A 13,660-nucleotide genomic window follows, 5' to 3' on the forward strand; every position below is an offset into this window, starting at 1 on the left:
GATGTACTTCGCCCAGTACTACCTCGACTGCCTCTCGCAGGCGTCGTACCTGATCGCCGACGAGACCACCGGCAGGGCCGTCGTGGTGGACCCGCGTCGTGATGTCTCCGAGTACCTCGGGGACGCCGAGGCGCACGGTTTCACCATCGAGGCCGTGCTCAACACCCACTTCCACGCCGACTTCCTCGCCGGTCATCTGGAGATGGCGAGCCGCACCGGCGCCTGGATCGGCTACGGCCGCCGGGCCGAGGCCGAGTACCCCATCCGCAAGCTGGCCGACGGCGAGCGCTTCAGCCTCGGTGACGTACAGCTGGAGATCCTGGAGACGCCGGGCCACACCCCGGAGTCGATCAGCGTCGTGGTGTACGAGCACGCCGACGACACCCTGCCCTACGGCGTGCTGACCGGTGACGCCCTGTTCATCGGCGACGTGGGCCGCCCCGATCTGCTCGCCTCTATAGGCGTCACGGCCGACGAGCTCGGCCGGATGCTCCACGACACCGTCCAGCACAAGCTGATGGGCCTGCCCGACGCGGTCCGGGTCTTCCCTGCGCACGGCGCGGGCTCGGCCTGCGGCAAGAACCTCTCCACCCGGCGGCAGTCCACCATCGGCGAACAGCGCGCCACCAACTACGCCTGCCGGCCGATGGGCGAGGAGGAGTTCGTCAGGCTGGTGACGGCCGGACAGCCGTCCGCGCCCGCCTACTTCGTCTACGACGCCATCCTCAACCGCAAGGAGCACGGGCTGTTCGACTCGGGGTCCGTCCCCCGGCCGCTGTCCGCCGCGGAGTTCATGGAGCGGCGCGCAGGCGGCGCGGTCGTCCTCGACGCCCGGTCACCGCAGGACTTCGCCGCCGGTCATCTACGCGGCGCGGTGAACGTGCCCGCCGACGGCCGGTTCGCCGAGCAGTCCGGCATGGTCGTCGCCGCGGACCAGGAGGTGATCGTCGTCGCCCCGCAGGACCGCGAGGAGGAGATCGTCACCCGGCTCGCCCGTATCGACAAGGTGGGCGGCTATCTGCGCGAGCCCGAGGGCGCCTTCCCCGCCCTGGCCGACCGGATGACCCGGGCGAGCCGTATCACCGTGGAGGAGCTGAGGCAGGCGCTGGCCGGTGACGAGCCGCCGCTGATCCTCGACGTACGCAACACCTCCGAGCGCGAAGAGGGCGCCGTCGAGGGCTCGTTGCACATCCCGCTCGCCGAACTCACCCGCCGCGCCGACGAGATCCCGGCGGACCGTCCGCTGGTCGTGCACTGCGCGGGCGGGCACCGCTCCTCCATAGCGGCCAGCCTGCTGCGCCACCAGGGCCGTACCGACGTCTCCGACCTCCTCGGCGGCTACGGCGCCTGGCTCGCGCAGCCCGCGACGGTGGAGGCGTAGCCCGTCGCCCGGCGGGCCGGGAAGGCCCTGGCTCTCACCCGGCGGGCGGGAACAAACCCCGCCCGCCGGGCGCTGTCCCTGATACCAGGCCATACCCCGCAGGGTATGAGGGAACCGCGGGCGGCAGGCGTCCCGCACCTCGTGAAAGGGCGTGAGAGCAATGACCACGACAGGACGCGACCCGTCCCGCACCACGGACGATCCGCCCCTCGTGACCAGTTGCGGGCGCCGCGTCGAAGTGCACTGCCTGCGGTTCGTGGCGCCGGGTCACACCATCGGCCGGGTCGCCCTCGCCGTGGGCCAGGACCAGAGCGGCGAACCGGGCATGTGGGCAGCGCTCACCCCCGACGAGGCCCGCCTGCTCGCCCGGCTGCTCCTCGACCACGCGGAGACGGCCCAGCACGACACGGGCCAGAACGATACTGCCCCAGCCCAGGGCCCCGTCCCGGCGCGGGATCAGGCGCAGGATCAGGCGCGGACACCGGCGCAGGCGGTCTGACCCGCCCCGACCGGCCTCCACGGGGCCGAACGGCCCGGGGCGAGTTCGGTCGGCCCCCTCGCCCGGTCGGGCCGGGCGCGATGCACTGGAGACCAGCGGCGGCGTGCGCCACCCAGGGAGGGCCGGTACATGACAGACACAGCACCACGGACCGTGAGCATCCCCCCGGCGCCCGACGCGTCCCCCCTCCTCGCCCGTATCCGCCACGGTCTGATCGGCGACGACGAGGTGCCCGACGGCCCCTACGGTCCCAAACGCATCGTCTACGCCGACTACACAGCCTCCGGCCGCTCCCTGGACTTCATCGAGGACTTCGTGCGCGAGCAGGTCCTGCCGCGCTACGGCAACACCCACACCGAGAGCTCCAGCACCGGCCTGCAGACCACCCGGCTGCGGGAGGACGCCCGCCGTATCGTCCGCGACGCCCTCGGCGGCACCGAGGACGACCTCGTGATCTTCTGCGGCTCCGGCGCCACCGCCGCGGTGAACAAGCTGATCGGCATCCTCGGACTGCGCGGCCCTCAACTCCCCGAGGCAGAGCGCCCGGTGGTGTTCGTGGGGCCGTACGAGCACCACTCCAACGAACTGCCCTGGCGCGAGTCGGTGGCCGACGTCGTCGTCATCGACGAGGACCCGGACGGCCATGTCGACCTCGCGGATCTGGAGGCCGCGCTGCGGCGGTACGCGGACCGGCCGCTGCGCATCGGGAGCTTCTCCGCCGCGTCCAACGTCACCGGCATCCTCACCGACACCGACCGCATCGCCCGGCTGCTGCACGCGCACGGCGCCCTGTCCTTCTGGGACTACGCGGCCGCGGCACCGTACGTGCCGATCCGGATGGCCGCGAGCACGCCGGGCGCGGGCGATCACAAGGACGCGCTGTTCGTCTCCCCGCACAAGTTCGTGGGCGGCCCGCAGACGCCCGGGGTGCTCGCCGTGCGCCGTGAGCTGGTGCGCAATCCGGTGCCGACCGCGCCCGGCGGAGGCACGGTGCTGTACGTCGACCCGCACCGCCACCGTTATCTCGACGACCCGGTGGCGCGGGAGGAGGGCGGCACCCCGGCGATCGTCGAGTCGGTCCGTGCCGGGCTGGTCTTCGCGCTGAAGCAGGCGGTGGGCACCGACGCCATCCAGACAGCGGAGGAGCGGCACTGGCGGTACGCGCTGGCCCGCTGGGACCGGGTGCCCGGTATCGAGATCCTCGGCAACCACCACGCGCGGCGGCTGTCCATCGTGTCGTTCCGCGTCCGCCACGGCGAGCACGCCTATCTGCACCACAACTACGTGGTGGCGCTGCTCAACGACCTGTTCGGGGTGCAGTCCCGGGGCGGCTGTTCCTGCGCGGGGCCCTACGGGCACCGGCTGCTGGCCATCGACGCCGCCACCTCGCACGCCCTGCTGGACGAGGTGGAGCACGGCTGTGACGGCATCAAACCCGGCTGGGTCCGGCTGAACTTCAACTACTTCATCAGCGACACCGTCCGCGACTATCTCGTGGACGCCGTCGAGCTGATCGCCGAGCACGGCCACCGGCTGCTGCCGGACTACCGTTTCGACCCGCGCACCGGGCAGTGGCGCCATCACGCCGGGCCCGTGGACCCGCCGCTGCGCCTGACCGACGTGCGCTACGGCGCCGAAGGACCGCCGGCGGCACCCGGCGCGCGGCGGCGCACGCTGGGTGAGGAAGCGCTGGCCGGTCAGCTCGCCGACGCCCGCGCGCTGCTCGTCGCGCGGCCCGGCCGTCTCGACGAGGGTCCGACCGGACTGCCCGAGGACTTCGAGCGGATGCGGTGGTTCCCGCTTCCGCCCGGCTGCCTGGAACAAACGCGGCCCCAGACCCGTTGAACCATATACCCCAGTGGGTATAGGACCAGTGCGTACAGGAAAGGAGCAGCGTCCCCCATGTCGACCATCGAACTGACCAAGGACAACTTCGAGGAGACGATCACCGGCAATGAGATCGTTCTGATCGACTTCTGGGCCGCCTGGTGCGGGCCGTGCCGGATGTTCGCGCCCGTCTTCGACACGGCCTCGGCCCGTAACCCCGACATCGTGTTCGGCAAGGTCGACACCGAGGCGCAGCCGGAGCTGGCCGCCGCCTTCCGTATCTCGTCCATCCCCACGCTGATGGCCGTCCGCGACCGTACGGTGCTCTACTCGGAGCCGGGCGCCCTGCCGCCGCAGTCCCTGAACGAGCTGATCACCAAGGTCCGCGAGGCCGACATGGACGAGGTCCGGAGCAAGGCGACCGCACAGCCGACGGACCGCGGCTGACGGGATGAGCTGACCGGATGAGGAGACGGTGCAGGGCTCCGGGGCGCGCGTCCTGCACGCGCCCCGGAGCCCTGATTCCGTACAAGATCCCGTACGAGCCGGTTCCCGCGTTGTACGAACCGGCTCTCGTGCCGCGCGAACCGGCTCTCGCCGTGTCAGCGGCCGCGCAGCTCGGCGAGGGCCGCCTCCAGGTCCATCGTCCGCGGGCGGTTGTGCGGCAGCTTGCCCAGCATGACCGCCATGGCGCACGTGTTCGTCACCGCGGAGAACACCAGTCCGCCCGCCACGCCCGCCGCGATCAGCAGCAGGGCCGGGTGGACGAGGTAGCCCAGGATCACGCCGAGCAGCACCAGCGAGCCCGCGCTGAAGCGGACCTGGCGTTCCATGCTCCAGGTGGAGCGGGTCTCGCAGGCCGCCGGGCGCTGGAGTTCGTTGCCCTGCGAGGCCCAGGCGCCGGTGCCGCCGGACAGGGTCGCGGTGGCGATGCCCTCCTCGGCCAGCTGCTTGCAGGCGTTCTCGGAGCGGGACCCGGAGGCGCACACGACGAGCAGCTTGCCCTGCTGCGCGGCGTGCCGGATCTCCGGCAGGGCCTTCTTGAGGTTGTCCAGGGGGATGTTGATCGCGCCGGGCAGATGGCCGGAGGCGTACTCGGCGGGGGTGCGCACGTCGATCACGGTGAACTCGTGCAGACGGGAGCGGGCCTGCTCGGTGCCCAGGGTGACGGGGATGACGGGGGCGCTCATGACAGATGTGATCCTTAGTGTTCGACAGCGTCCCGGGACGGGACGCTCGGTACCCCTACGGGGTTGTTCGAGGAGAGACAGTGGAACTGGAGCTTGCGGGTGACGAGCTGAAGGCCGTGCTGAACCGGCTGCGCCGGGCGCAGGGCCAGATCTCGGGGGTGATCCGGATGATCGAGGAGGGGCGCGACTGCGAGGAGGTCGTCACCCAGCTCGCCGCTGCGTCCCGTGCCCTCGACCGGGCCGGGTTCGCGATCATCGCGACCGGTCTCCAGCAGTGCATGGCGGACATCGAGTCGGGCCGCCGGAACGGCGAGGACGGCCAGGAGATCCGCAACCGGCTGGAGAAGCTCTTCCTGTCACTGGCGTGAAGGGGGCTCTTCGTCGCGCCCTGCTCCGTACGCCCGTGTGACTCGGCTTCTCCTCTCGTCGTCGGTCTGTCGGTCTGTCGGTCTGGGTGGGCCTCGCTCCACATCGTCGTGGTGCGAGGTGTGCCGGCCGCACCCGGCACGGGTGGCTCCTCGGCCGCACCAGCCCGGTGCCCGGGTGCGGGTGCCGAAACGGGTGTCACAGCACCGCGTCGACCAGCATCAGGGCGGCGACCGTGAGCAGCACCAGCGCGAAGATCCGCTGGAGCGCGCCCCCGGACACCTTGGCGGCCAGGCGTTTGCCGTCCCAGGCGCCGAGCACGGCGGTCGCGGCGAACGGGGCTATCAGGCCCCAGTCCAGGCCGTCGGCCGTACCGGCGCGCATGGCCAGCGCGGCCAGCGCGGCCAGCGAGTTGACGGTGATCACCAGCAGGCTGGTGCCGACCGCCGCCCGCATCCGCATCCCGAGCACGCCCACCAGCGCCGGTACGGCGAGGAAGCCCCCGCCGACACCGAGGACGCCGGTGACCGCGCCGAGTCCGGCCCCGGCCGCCGCCGCCCTGCCGGGCTGGACCGTGGTCACCGGCTCGGCCGGGCGTGGCCGCAGCATGCGCAGCGCCGCCACGGCCGCCACCGCGGCGAAGGCCATGGTGAGGACCGCGCCCGGCAGATGTGCGGCGAGCAGTCCGCCGAGCATCGCGGGCACGATGCCCGCCGCCGCGAACAGCAGCCCCGTCCGCAGGCGCACCTGGCCGTCGCGGGCGTGCGCGGTGAGCGCGGTGGCGGAGGTCACCGAGACGATGACCAGGCTCGCGGTGGTGGCCGCGACCGGGGTGAAGCCCAGCAGGTAGATCAGCGCGGGGACGGCGAGCACGCTGCCACCGCCCCCGAGCGCACCGAGCGCCAGGCCGATCACGGCACCGGCGGCCAGGGCGAGTATGAGTACGCTCACGCGACGATGCCGCTCTGGCCCTTACGGGCCACCACGGGCAGCCCGGCCCGTGCCCACTCCCGCATCCCGCCCATCACGTCGACGGCGTCGGTGCCGCGGGCGGCGAGCAGCCCGGCGGCCCGCCGCGAGCGGTTGCCCGAGCGGCAGATCACCATCAGCGGGTGGTTCCGGGCGCGCGGCGGCAGGGCTGCCCCGGCGGCGAGCGCCGAGAGGGACAGATGCACGGCCTTGGGGGCGTGCCCCGCCTGCCATTCGTGGGGTTCGCGGACGTCGAGCAGGACGGCACCGTCAGGCCTGCCGTCGGTGTGACCGGTGCGGGCGGCCGCCTCCTGGACGCTCACCCGGGCCGGGCCACGGCGTCCTCGTCGGAACAGGTTCAGCACTGCTGTGGGCTCCTCGGCTTCGGTGGGTGGGTGGTCTGTTCCGGCTGTCGGCGGGGTGCGCGGCTCAGGCGGTGCGTCCGGCCTGCCCGGTCGTCCCCTTCCGGTCAAATTACCCCTGGGGGTATGCCATCGACCCTAACACGAGTACCCCAGGGGGTATGACCAGGCCTGGCAAACCCCAGGTCCCGTCCCGACGGGCGCCGGGGGCTCTGATGGGTTACCGTGCGCCAACCGGGCCGAGCCGCTGCCCCGACCGGCCCAAGACAGCGGTGCGCGGCTCGCCTGGAATGGACGGCAGCCGCTTCGCCGCCAGGCGCAAGCCATGCCCGGCCGGGTCCAGGACCCCGGGCATTGACCGGCACCACCGGACGAGGAGGTCGTTGTGGACACCGCTGTCTTCGACGTGATCGTGGAAATCCCGCAGGGCTCGCGCAACAAGTACGAGATGGACCACGCCCTCGGCCGTATCCGGCTGGACCGGATGCTGTTCACCTCCACGCAGTACCCGGCCGACTACGGCTACATCGACGGCACCCTCGGCGGCGACGGGGATCCGCTCGACGCGCTGGTCCTCGTCGGCGACCCGACCTTCCCCGGCTGTGCGATCGAGTGCCGGGCCGTCGGCATGTTCTGTATGAAGGACGAGCACGGCGCGGACGAGAAGGTGCTGTGCGTCCCGGCGCACGACCCGCGCTACGCCGATGTGCGGGACATCGAGGACATCCCCGAGTACGACCGTCTGGAGATCACCCACTTCTTCGAGGTCTACAAGGACCTCGAACCCGGCAAGTCCGTGGAGGGCTCGCACTGGGAGGGCCGGGAAGCCACGTACGCGGAGATCGCCGCCTCCCGGGCCCGCACGGTCAGTTGACGAAGCGTCAGGCCGGTTCGGCGGCGGGCTCCGGGCCCTCGTCGAGGAAGCCGCCCGACTGGTGCTGCCACAGCCGGGCGTAGGTGCCGTCCCGGGTGAGCAGTTCCTGGTGCGTGCCCTGCTCGACGATGCGGCCGCGGTCGAGCACGACGAGCTGGTCCATGCCGGCGACGGTGCTCAGCCGGTGCGCCACCACCAGCGCCGTACGGCCCTCCATCAGCCGCCACAGCGCCTCCTGGACGAGGATCTCGCTCTCGGAGTCCAGTGCGCTGGTCGCCTCGTCGAGCAGCAGGATCGGGGCGTCGCGCAGGATGGCGCGGGCGAGCGCGACGCGCTGGCGCTGGCCGCCGGAGAGCTTGACACCCCGCTCGCCGACCATGGTCTCGAAGCCGTCCGGCAGCGTGTCGGCGAACTCCGTGACGTGGGCCGCCTCGGCGGCACGGCGGATCTCGGCGTCGGTGGCGCCCGGGCGGGCGAAGGCGATGTTGTCGCGCAGGGTGCGGTGGAACATCGCCGGGTCCTGCGGCACGTACGCCATCAGACTGCGCAGATCGGCCTGGCGCAGTCTGCCGATGTCCTGGCCGCCGACCAGGATCCGTCCGGCGTCGATGTCGGTCATCCGCAGCAGCAGCCGGGTGAGCGTGGTCTTGCCGCCGCCCGACCGGCCGACCAGGCCGATCTTCGTCCCGCCGGGCACCACCAGGTCGAGGCCCTCGAACAGGCGCTCAGCGCCCACGTGGGCGAAGGTCACCTTCTCGAAGCGGACGTCGGTGGCCCGGTGCGGCACGGGCCGCAGCGGCTCCGGGTCGACCGGGTCGACCACGGTCGGCGGGTCCAGCAGCAGCTCGGTGAACTGCGCCGCCTCCGTCATCGACCGCTCCATGCGCCGGTAGATCTGGTTGAAGTCGAACATGATCCGGGTGGCGTTGCTGTAGTAGGTGAAGGCGACCACGACCCCCTCGACGCCGTGCGCCCCGGAGTCCAGCACGACGGCGAGCAGCAGCCCCAGCGCGTTGGTCAGCACGGACAGCGGCGCGACCAGGGTGTCGATGCGCAGATTGCCGTAGTCCCAGGCCCGCAGGGTGAGCCGCCGTGACTCGGCGACACGGGAACGGTGTTCGGCGGCCTCGCGCTCCTCGGCCGCGAACGCCCGTACGGTGTCCATGTTCATGAGGCTGTCGGCGACATGGCCCGACACCCGCGAGATGGCCTGCTCCCGCGCGTCGACGAGCCGCTGGCGCCGCCGGATCAGCGGTACCACGCATCCTCCGGTGACCGCGATCATCACCAACAGGCCCACGACGAGAAGCGGTTCGTAGCGCCACAGCACCACCGAGCCGAACAGCAGCGGCACCAGGCTGCCCACCACCTGGAAGGTCAGGGTGTCGACGAACTCCTCGAAGCGGGAGGCGAAGCTCAGCACCCGCTTGGTCAGGGAGCCGGCGAAGTTGTCGTGGAAGAACGCGGCGTCCTTGGCGAAGAGTTCGTCCATGCCGATGACGTAGAGATGCTCGATGCCGAGTGCGTCGAGCCGGTTGAGGCAGTGCAGTCCGAGGCGCCACAGCGCCTCCGCGACCAGCAGCACGCTCCCGAAGGCCACGACGTACGGCCATGTCGCACGGGCGTCGACCGCAGATCCCCCGGCGATCCGGCCGACGAGTTTCGCGACGACCAGCGGCGCCACATAGCTGATGCCGATGTTGCCGAGTGCGGGCAGCAGCATCCCGGGCACCGTGATGCGCCGCAGCTTCTTCAACTCCCGTCCGTAGTAACGCAGTGCGAGAAGTACCGAACCCTTGCTCGGCGGGCCCTCACGCGATTCAGGCAAGTCGATCCCAACCCTGTGTAGTCGTGTGGAAGCTCTCGGTGCAGGAACCGCAGTGTCCCGCGCCGCAGCCCGCGCGGTCCACGCGTTTTCGCGTCCATCGCGCGGACCACGCCGAGGCGTCCCCACAACGGGGTCGGTGATGCGCGTCAGGCGAACTGGCCGACCTGGTAGTCCCCGGCGGGCTGGCGGACCACCACGTTGAGCCGGTTGTAGGCGTTGATGACGGCGATCAGGCAGACCAGGGCGGCGAGTTGGTCCTCGTCGTAGTGCCTGGCGGCGTTCTCCCAGGCCTCGTCGGTGACGCCGCCCGCCGCGTCAGCGATCCGGGTGCCCTGCTCCGCCAGCTCCAGCGCGGCGCGCTCGGCCTCGGTGAACACGGTGGCCTCGCGCCAGGCGGCGACGAGGTTGAGGCGCTGCTGGGTCTCCCCGGCGTGTGCGGCGTCCTTGCTGTGCATGTCGGTGCAGTAGCCGCAGCCGTTGATCTGGCTGGCGCGCAGCTTCACCAGTTCCTGCGTGGCGGGCGGCAGCGACGACTCCGCCACCGCCCTGCCCGCCGAGTTGAGGTACCTCCCGAACTTGCCCGCGACGGGTACGGCGAACATGTTCAAGCGAGCGTCCATGATGAACTCCGGTGTCGTTGTCTTGGGTTGTACCTCTCTGACGGGGCAGCGCGGCAAGGTGTGACACACCCGGCTGTGACGTGGGTCACTCAGGGTGCGGGATGCCCGGAATATCGGAGTGAGCGCCCGGATATTGGAGTGAGCGCCCGGCGCGGCGTCCCTACCGTGGCGTCATGGACATCCGCAACACCACGCACCGACCCGACGGCCTGCTGAACGTCATCGACCTCGAAGCGACTTGCTGGGAGGGGCAGCCGCCGCCCGGTGCGGTGAGCGAGATCATCGAGATCGGGCTGACCGTGGTGAACCTGCGGGCCCGTGAGCGCCTGGCCCGACACCGGATCCTCGTACGGCCCGTCCGCTCGGCGGTGAGCGCGTTCTGCACGGAGCTGACCGGGCTGACCCAGGACGAGGTGGATCGCGGGGTCGGCTTCGGCGAGGCGTGCCGGTCGCTGGCCGAGGAGCACGGCGCCGGGGTGCGGCCGTGGGCGAGCTGGGGCGACTACGACCGCAACCAGTTCGTCCGGCAGTGCCGGGCGGACGGCGTCGCCTACCCCTTCGGGTATCCCGCCGAACGGACGCACACCAACGCCAAGGCCGTCTTCACCGAGGCCCATGGCCTGCGGAAGAGGCCCGGCATGGCGCAGGCGCTGCGGCACGCCGGGCTGCCCTTGGAGGGCCGGCATCACCGGGGCGAGGATGACGCCTGGAACATCGCGGCGCTGGTGCTGGACCTCGTGGCGCGCGACGCCTGGCCCCTGCCGTCACCGGCCGGGTGAGCGGCGGGTGTCAGGGGGTGCGGCCGCGCAGCAGCGCGCAGACGAAGTCCTCCTGGACGGCGCGCAACCGCTCCAGCAGCACGGGGGTCAGGGTCTTGTTGATCTGGGTGGTGGCGGAGAAGGTCAGCGAGCGGCGGCCGTCGGGGGTGGCCGCGATGAGCTGGGTGTAGCCGGGGAAGTTGCCGGTGTGACCGAGGACCACTCCGCAGCGGGTGGTGTAGCGGAAGATCGCGAGGCCCGCGTCGTTGCGTCCGGGTCCGGCGGGCTCGGAGGCGCCGCCGGGGATCCAGCGGCGCTGTTCGCGGACGACGGCGGGACCGTAGAGCGGGGTGCCGGGGGCGTAGCCGCTGATGAAACGGGTCATGTCGGACGGGGTGGAGATGATGCCGCCCGAGGCCCACACGCCGGAGGCGCTGAGCAGTTCGCTGACGTCCTGCGGGGGCGTGGTGGCGGTGTCGTAGCCGTGCAGATACGGCTGCGGCATGCGGTAGCCCTGCGGGAGCGTGGTGTCGCGCAGGCCGAGCGGGCGGTACACAAACCGGCTGAGCAGGGTCTCGTACGGGGTGCCGGTCACCGCTTCCGCCATCAGGGCGACGGCGATGTTGTCCGAGTTGGAGTACTGGTAGCGACTGCCGGGCGGGAAGGCGAGCGGCTGGTCGGCGACGTAGTCGAGCAGCCGGCGGGAGTCGAAGTGGTGGTGGGGGTCTGCGATGACGATCTTCACGAACTCAGGAGCCTGGCTGTAGTCGGGCAGACCGCTGGTGTGGGCGAGGAGCTGGCGCAGGGTCACCGCCGCCCAGGCCTTCGGGAGGTCGGGCAGACGCTCTCCGATGGTGTCGTCGAGACTCAGGAGGCGGCGGTCGACGAGGGTGAGCGCGACCGCGCCGCTGAACGCCTTGGCGGTGCTGGCGATGCGCATGTGGTCGTCGGTGGCGGGCGGGCGTCCGGTGGTGAGGTCGGCGACACCCGCCCGGACCACCCGGCGGGAATTTCCCTCACGCAGGACGGCGATCACGCCGGGCGGGCCGCCGGGGGCGTGGACCAGCTCGTCGAGTTCCGCCTGCAGCGCGCTTCGGGTGTACGGGTCCGGGGCGGGGGCGGCACTCACGGCGGCCGGGGTGAGTGCCGTCAGGCAGGCGGCCAGGGCCAGGGCGATCACGCCCGAGCAGGGTCCCGGGCCGCTGCGGCGCAGGCGGACGGAGGGGCGGCGGTACGGCATGGGGTTCTCCCGGGGCTGTGCGGGCTCGACCCGTTCAGCTTCTGCCGGGGCGGGGGCGGGCAGCCGATCGGATTGCTGCATACGGCCCAACGGGCGCCGCCCTCGCCGCAATCCTCGGCAACCTGTGAACACCGGCCCCCGTTTCCATACCTTTCCCATAGGAAAGATCCCTACGGTCCCGGGCATGGACTTCTCTGGCCCCATCGTCATCGCGGGAGCCCTGGTGGGCTTCGCCGTAGGACTCACCGGCATGGGCGGCGGCGCCCTCATGACCCCGATCATGGTCTTGGTGTTCGGCGTGAACCCGACGGCGGCCATCGGCAGCGACCTCGCCGCATCGGTGTTCATGAAGCCGTTCGGCGCCATGGTGCACCAGCGGGCCGGGACGGTCCGCTGGGACATCGTGCGCTGGCTGCTGCCGACCGCCGTTCCGGCCGCGTTCGCCGGGGTCTTCCTGCTGCAGGCGCTCGGCGACGGGGACGTGCTCCAGCAGCGGGTGAAGTACATCGTCGGCGGCGCCCTGCTGCTCGCCGTCACCGGGATGCTCAGCCGTATCTGGCTCGACCGGCGCCGGGGCCTGGAGTCCGCCGAGGACACAGAGGACGCCGAGGTGGCCGTACGGCCCGTGGCGACGCTGCTGATCGGTCTGGTGGGCGGGGTTGTGGTGGGGATGACCTCGGTCGGCTCGGGGTCGCTGATCATCGTGATGCTGATGCTGGCCCACCCCCGGCTCAAGGCGAACCATCTGGTGGGCACCGACCTGGTGCAGGCCATCCCGATGGTCGCGGCGGCGGCACTGGGCCATGTACTCGTCGGGGACGCAGATCTGGGCCTCGCGGCCACCCTGCTGATCGGTGCGATCCCGGGTGTCGTCGCCGGTGCGTTCGCCTCCACCCGGATCTCCGGCTCCGCGGTGCGGTGGGCCCTGGTGGTGCTGCTGACCGGGTCCGGGCTGTCGATGCTGAAGGCGTCGTCCACCCTCGTCCTGCTCGGCTGCCTCACCATGGCGGCGGTGGCCGTGTTCAGCTCCGCACGCGGGCGGCGCCCGGCGGTACCGGCCGAGGAGGCGGGCGTCTAGGTGTACTGACCCGTGAGGTTTGCGGTGCGGGCTGTGATGCGGGCGGCTGGAGCGGTCGCTCATGCCCGCCTCGCCCAGCTCGCGGTAGCGGTCGGCCCACCGCTTGGCCGTCGTCGGTGAGACCTGGAAGCGCTCGGCGGCCCTGCGCAGGGGCCAGCCGTCCTCGACCACGCAGCGGGCCAGGCGCAGGCGTCCGGTCTCGGTCAGGGGTGCATTACGGTGGGGTACGAGGGCCTTTCGGTCGGTGTAGACGTCGCAATCCACACCGAACCCGGAAGGCCCTCACCCGTTCAAGATCCCTCAGCCGAGACCTGCATCACTCGTCCACAACCTCCCGGGACAGAACATCTAGGGCTCGCCGAGATCCAGGTCCACTCCCTCGGCCGACCTCGTGAGGGCATTGCGTAGTGCGTGGCGCAAGCGCTGGTTGTCGTCGAGGCAGAACTCCCCGCTCACGGCCATGTTCACGCGGCTGCCGCCCGGACCGGCCCGCACCAGCAGACTCCTGGCGGGCCACGCGGGCCTGCGGGCCGTTCAGCCCCGAGCTCGCCCCGTGCCCCGAGCGCGAGGCTGTGCGCCAGGCGAAACGAGCCGGCTCGGCCGAACAGACTTCCTGACATCCGGGTGCCGGGCTGTCTTATCGGACAGGTGCGCACCACCGTGCGCAC

The 13,660-nt window shown here is 71.5% G+C and carries 14 protein-coding genes and 1 pseudogene; 8 read left to right on the top strand and 7 right to left on the bottom strand.

Going from position 1 to position 13,660, the window contains the following annotated elements; genetic code table 11:
* The first annotated feature begins 1 nt into the window (after nt 1).
* The 4 genes from ACSYGN_RS38065 (at nt 2) to trxA (ending at nt 4,154) form a co-directional block, all read left to right on the top strand.
* Nucleotides 2–1,381: an MBL fold metallo-hydrolase gene (locus ACSYGN_RS38065; RefSeq protein WP_460404855.1), complete on the top strand. Its 1,380-nt coding sequence runs from the start codon at nt 2–4 to the stop codon at nt 1,379–1,381.
* 160 nt (nt 1,382–1,541) lie between these two features.
* A complete protein-coding gene (locus ACSYGN_RS38070) occupies nt 1,542–1,880 on the top strand; it encodes a hypothetical protein (RefSeq protein WP_460404857.1) in 339 nt (112 codons plus the stop codon).
* Nucleotides 1,881–2,009: 129 nt separating this feature from the next.
* Nucleotides 2,010–3,725 carry an aminotransferase class V-fold PLP-dependent enzyme gene (locus tag ACSYGN_RS38075; protein WP_460404859.1) on the top strand — a complete coding sequence of 572 codons (1,716 nt, stop codon included), beginning with the start codon at nt 2,010–2,012 and terminating at the stop codon, nt 3,723–3,725.
* Between the two features lie 57 nt (nt 3,726–3,782).
* Nucleotides 3,783–4,154, top strand: a complete 372-nt coding sequence (trxA, locus tag ACSYGN_RS38080) for a thioredoxin (protein WP_460404861.1) — start codon at nt 3,783–3,785, stop codon at nt 4,152–4,154.
* A 155-nt stretch (nt 4,155–4,309) separates the two neighbouring features.
* On the opposite strand, the gene ACSYGN_RS38085 is transcribed toward trxA, so the two are convergent.
* Nucleotides 4,310–4,897, bottom strand: a complete 588-nt coding sequence (locus ACSYGN_RS38085; protein WP_460404863.1) for a rhodanese-like domain-containing protein — start codon at nt 4,895–4,897, stop codon at nt 4,310–4,312.
* A gap of 80 nt (nt 4,898–4,977) precedes the next feature.
* Here ACSYGN_RS38085 and ACSYGN_RS38090 point away from each other — a divergent pair, with 80 nt between their 5' ends.
* The gene (locus ACSYGN_RS38090; protein ID WP_460404865.1) at nt 4,978–5,265 is read left to right on the top strand and encodes a metal-sensitive transcriptional regulator; all 288 of its coding nucleotides are present in this window, start codon (nt 4,978–4,980) and stop codon (nt 5,263–5,265) included.
* 196 nt (nt 5,266–5,461) lie between these two features.
* Here the strand turns inward: ACSYGN_RS38090 and ACSYGN_RS38095 are convergent, their stop codons facing one another.
* Both ACSYGN_RS38095 and ACSYGN_RS38100 read right to left on the bottom strand, forming a co-directional pair.
* Nucleotides 5,462–6,214, bottom strand: coding sequence for a sulfite exporter TauE/SafE family protein (locus tag ACSYGN_RS38095; RefSeq protein WP_460404867.1), 753 nt, complete (start codon nt 6,212–6,214; stop codon nt 5,462–5,464).
* Nucleotides 6,211–6,597 carry a rhodanese-like domain-containing protein gene (locus tag ACSYGN_RS38100; RefSeq protein WP_460404869.1) on the bottom strand — a complete coding sequence of 129 codons (387 nt, stop codon included), beginning with the start codon at nt 6,595–6,597 and terminating at the stop codon, nt 6,211–6,213. Before ACSYGN_RS38100 ends, ACSYGN_RS38095 begins: the two co-directional genes overlap by 4 nt.
* Before the next feature lie 445 nt (nt 6,598–7,042).
* On the opposite strand from ACSYGN_RS38100, the gene ACSYGN_RS38105 reads away from it, so the two are divergent.
* Nucleotides 7,043–7,468 (top strand): inorganic diphosphatase, encoded by a 426-nt coding sequence (locus tag ACSYGN_RS38105; protein ID WP_460405762.1) that lies wholly within the window; start codon nt 7,043–7,045, stop codon nt 7,466–7,468.
* A gap of 7 nt (nt 7,469–7,475) precedes the next feature.
* Here the strand turns inward: ACSYGN_RS38105 and ACSYGN_RS38110 are convergent, their stop codons facing one another.
* Both ACSYGN_RS38110 and ACSYGN_RS38115 read right to left on the bottom strand, forming a co-directional pair.
* Nucleotides 7,476–9,302 carry an ABC transporter ATP-binding protein gene (locus ACSYGN_RS38110; protein WP_460405764.1) on the bottom strand — a complete coding sequence of 609 codons (1,827 nt, stop codon included), beginning with the start codon at nt 9,300–9,302 and terminating at the stop codon, nt 7,476–7,478.
* A 140-nt stretch (nt 9,303–9,442) separates the two neighbouring features.
* Complete coding sequence (locus tag ACSYGN_RS38115) at nt 9,443–9,916, bottom strand: carboxymuconolactone decarboxylase family protein (RefSeq protein ID WP_460404871.1); 474 nt, start codon at nt 9,914–9,916, stop codon at nt 9,443–9,445.
* Between the two features lie 173 nt (nt 9,917–10,089).
* Between ACSYGN_RS38115 and ACSYGN_RS38120 the strand changes: the two genes are divergently transcribed.
* Complete coding sequence (locus tag ACSYGN_RS38120) at nt 10,090–10,695, top strand: 3'-5' exonuclease (protein WP_460404873.1); 606 nt, start codon at nt 10,090–10,092, stop codon at nt 10,693–10,695.
* A 10-nt stretch (nt 10,696–10,705) separates the two neighbouring features.
* On the opposite strand, the gene ACSYGN_RS38125 is transcribed toward ACSYGN_RS38120, so the two are convergent.
* Nucleotides 10,706–11,914: a serine hydrolase domain-containing protein gene (locus ACSYGN_RS38125; protein WP_460405766.1), complete on the bottom strand. Its 1,209-nt coding sequence runs from the start codon at nt 11,912–11,914 to the stop codon at nt 10,706–10,708.
* A 184-nt stretch (nt 11,915–12,098) separates the two neighbouring features.
* Between ACSYGN_RS38125 and ACSYGN_RS38130 the strand changes: the two genes are divergently transcribed.
* A complete protein-coding gene (locus ACSYGN_RS38130) occupies nt 12,099–12,992 on the top strand; it encodes a sulfite exporter TauE/SafE family protein (protein WP_460404875.1) in 894 nt (297 codons plus the stop codon).
* A gap of 15 nt (nt 12,993–13,007) precedes the next feature.
* Here ACSYGN_RS38130 and ACSYGN_RS38135 read toward each other — a convergent pair.
* Nucleotides 13,008–13,256, bottom strand: a pseudogene (locus ACSYGN_RS38135) (helix-turn-helix domain-containing protein); the annotation flags it as partial.
* Nucleotides 13,257–13,660: the final 404 nt, after the last annotated feature.

Source organism: Streptomyces sp. YIM S03343, from assembly GCF_054729195.1.

Bases quoted from the DNA above. Each gene is read 5' to 3' on its own strand.
- ACSYGN_RS38065 (WP_460404855.1), top strand. From the start codon at position 2: ATGTACTTCGCCCAGTACTACCTCGACTGCCTCTCGCAGGCGTCGTAC.
- ACSYGN_RS38070 (WP_460404857.1), top strand. From the start codon at position 1,542: ATGACCACGACAGGACGCGACCCGTCCCGCACCACGGACGATCCGCCC.
- ACSYGN_RS38075 (WP_460404859.1), top strand. From the start codon at position 2,010: ATGACAGACACAGCACCACGGACCGTGAGCATCCCCCCGGCGCCCGAC.
- trxA (WP_460404861.1), top strand. From the start codon at position 3,783: ATGTCGACCATCGAACTGACCAAGGACAACTTCGAGGAGACGATCACC.
- ACSYGN_RS38085 (WP_460404863.1), bottom strand. From the start codon at position 4,897: ATGAGCGCCCCCGTCATCCCCGTCACCCTGGGCACCGAGCAGGCCCGC.
- ACSYGN_RS38105 (WP_460405762.1), top strand. From the start codon at position 7,043: ATGGACCACGCCCTCGGCCGTATCCGGCTGGACCGGATGCTGTTCACC.
- ACSYGN_RS38115 (WP_460404871.1), bottom strand. From the start codon at position 9,916: ATGGACGCTCGCTTGAACATGTTCGCCGTACCCGTCGCGGGCAAGTTC.
- ACSYGN_RS38120 (WP_460404873.1), top strand. From the start codon at position 10,090: ATGGACATCCGCAACACCACGCACCGACCCGACGGCCTGCTGAACGTC.
- ACSYGN_RS38125 (WP_460405766.1), bottom strand. From the start codon at position 11,914: ATGCCGTACCGCCGCCCCTCCGTCCGCCTGCGCCGCAGCGGCCCGGGA.
- ACSYGN_RS38130 (WP_460404875.1), top strand. From the start codon at position 12,099: ATGGACTTCTCTGGCCCCATCGTCATCGCGGGAGCCCTGGTGGGCTTC.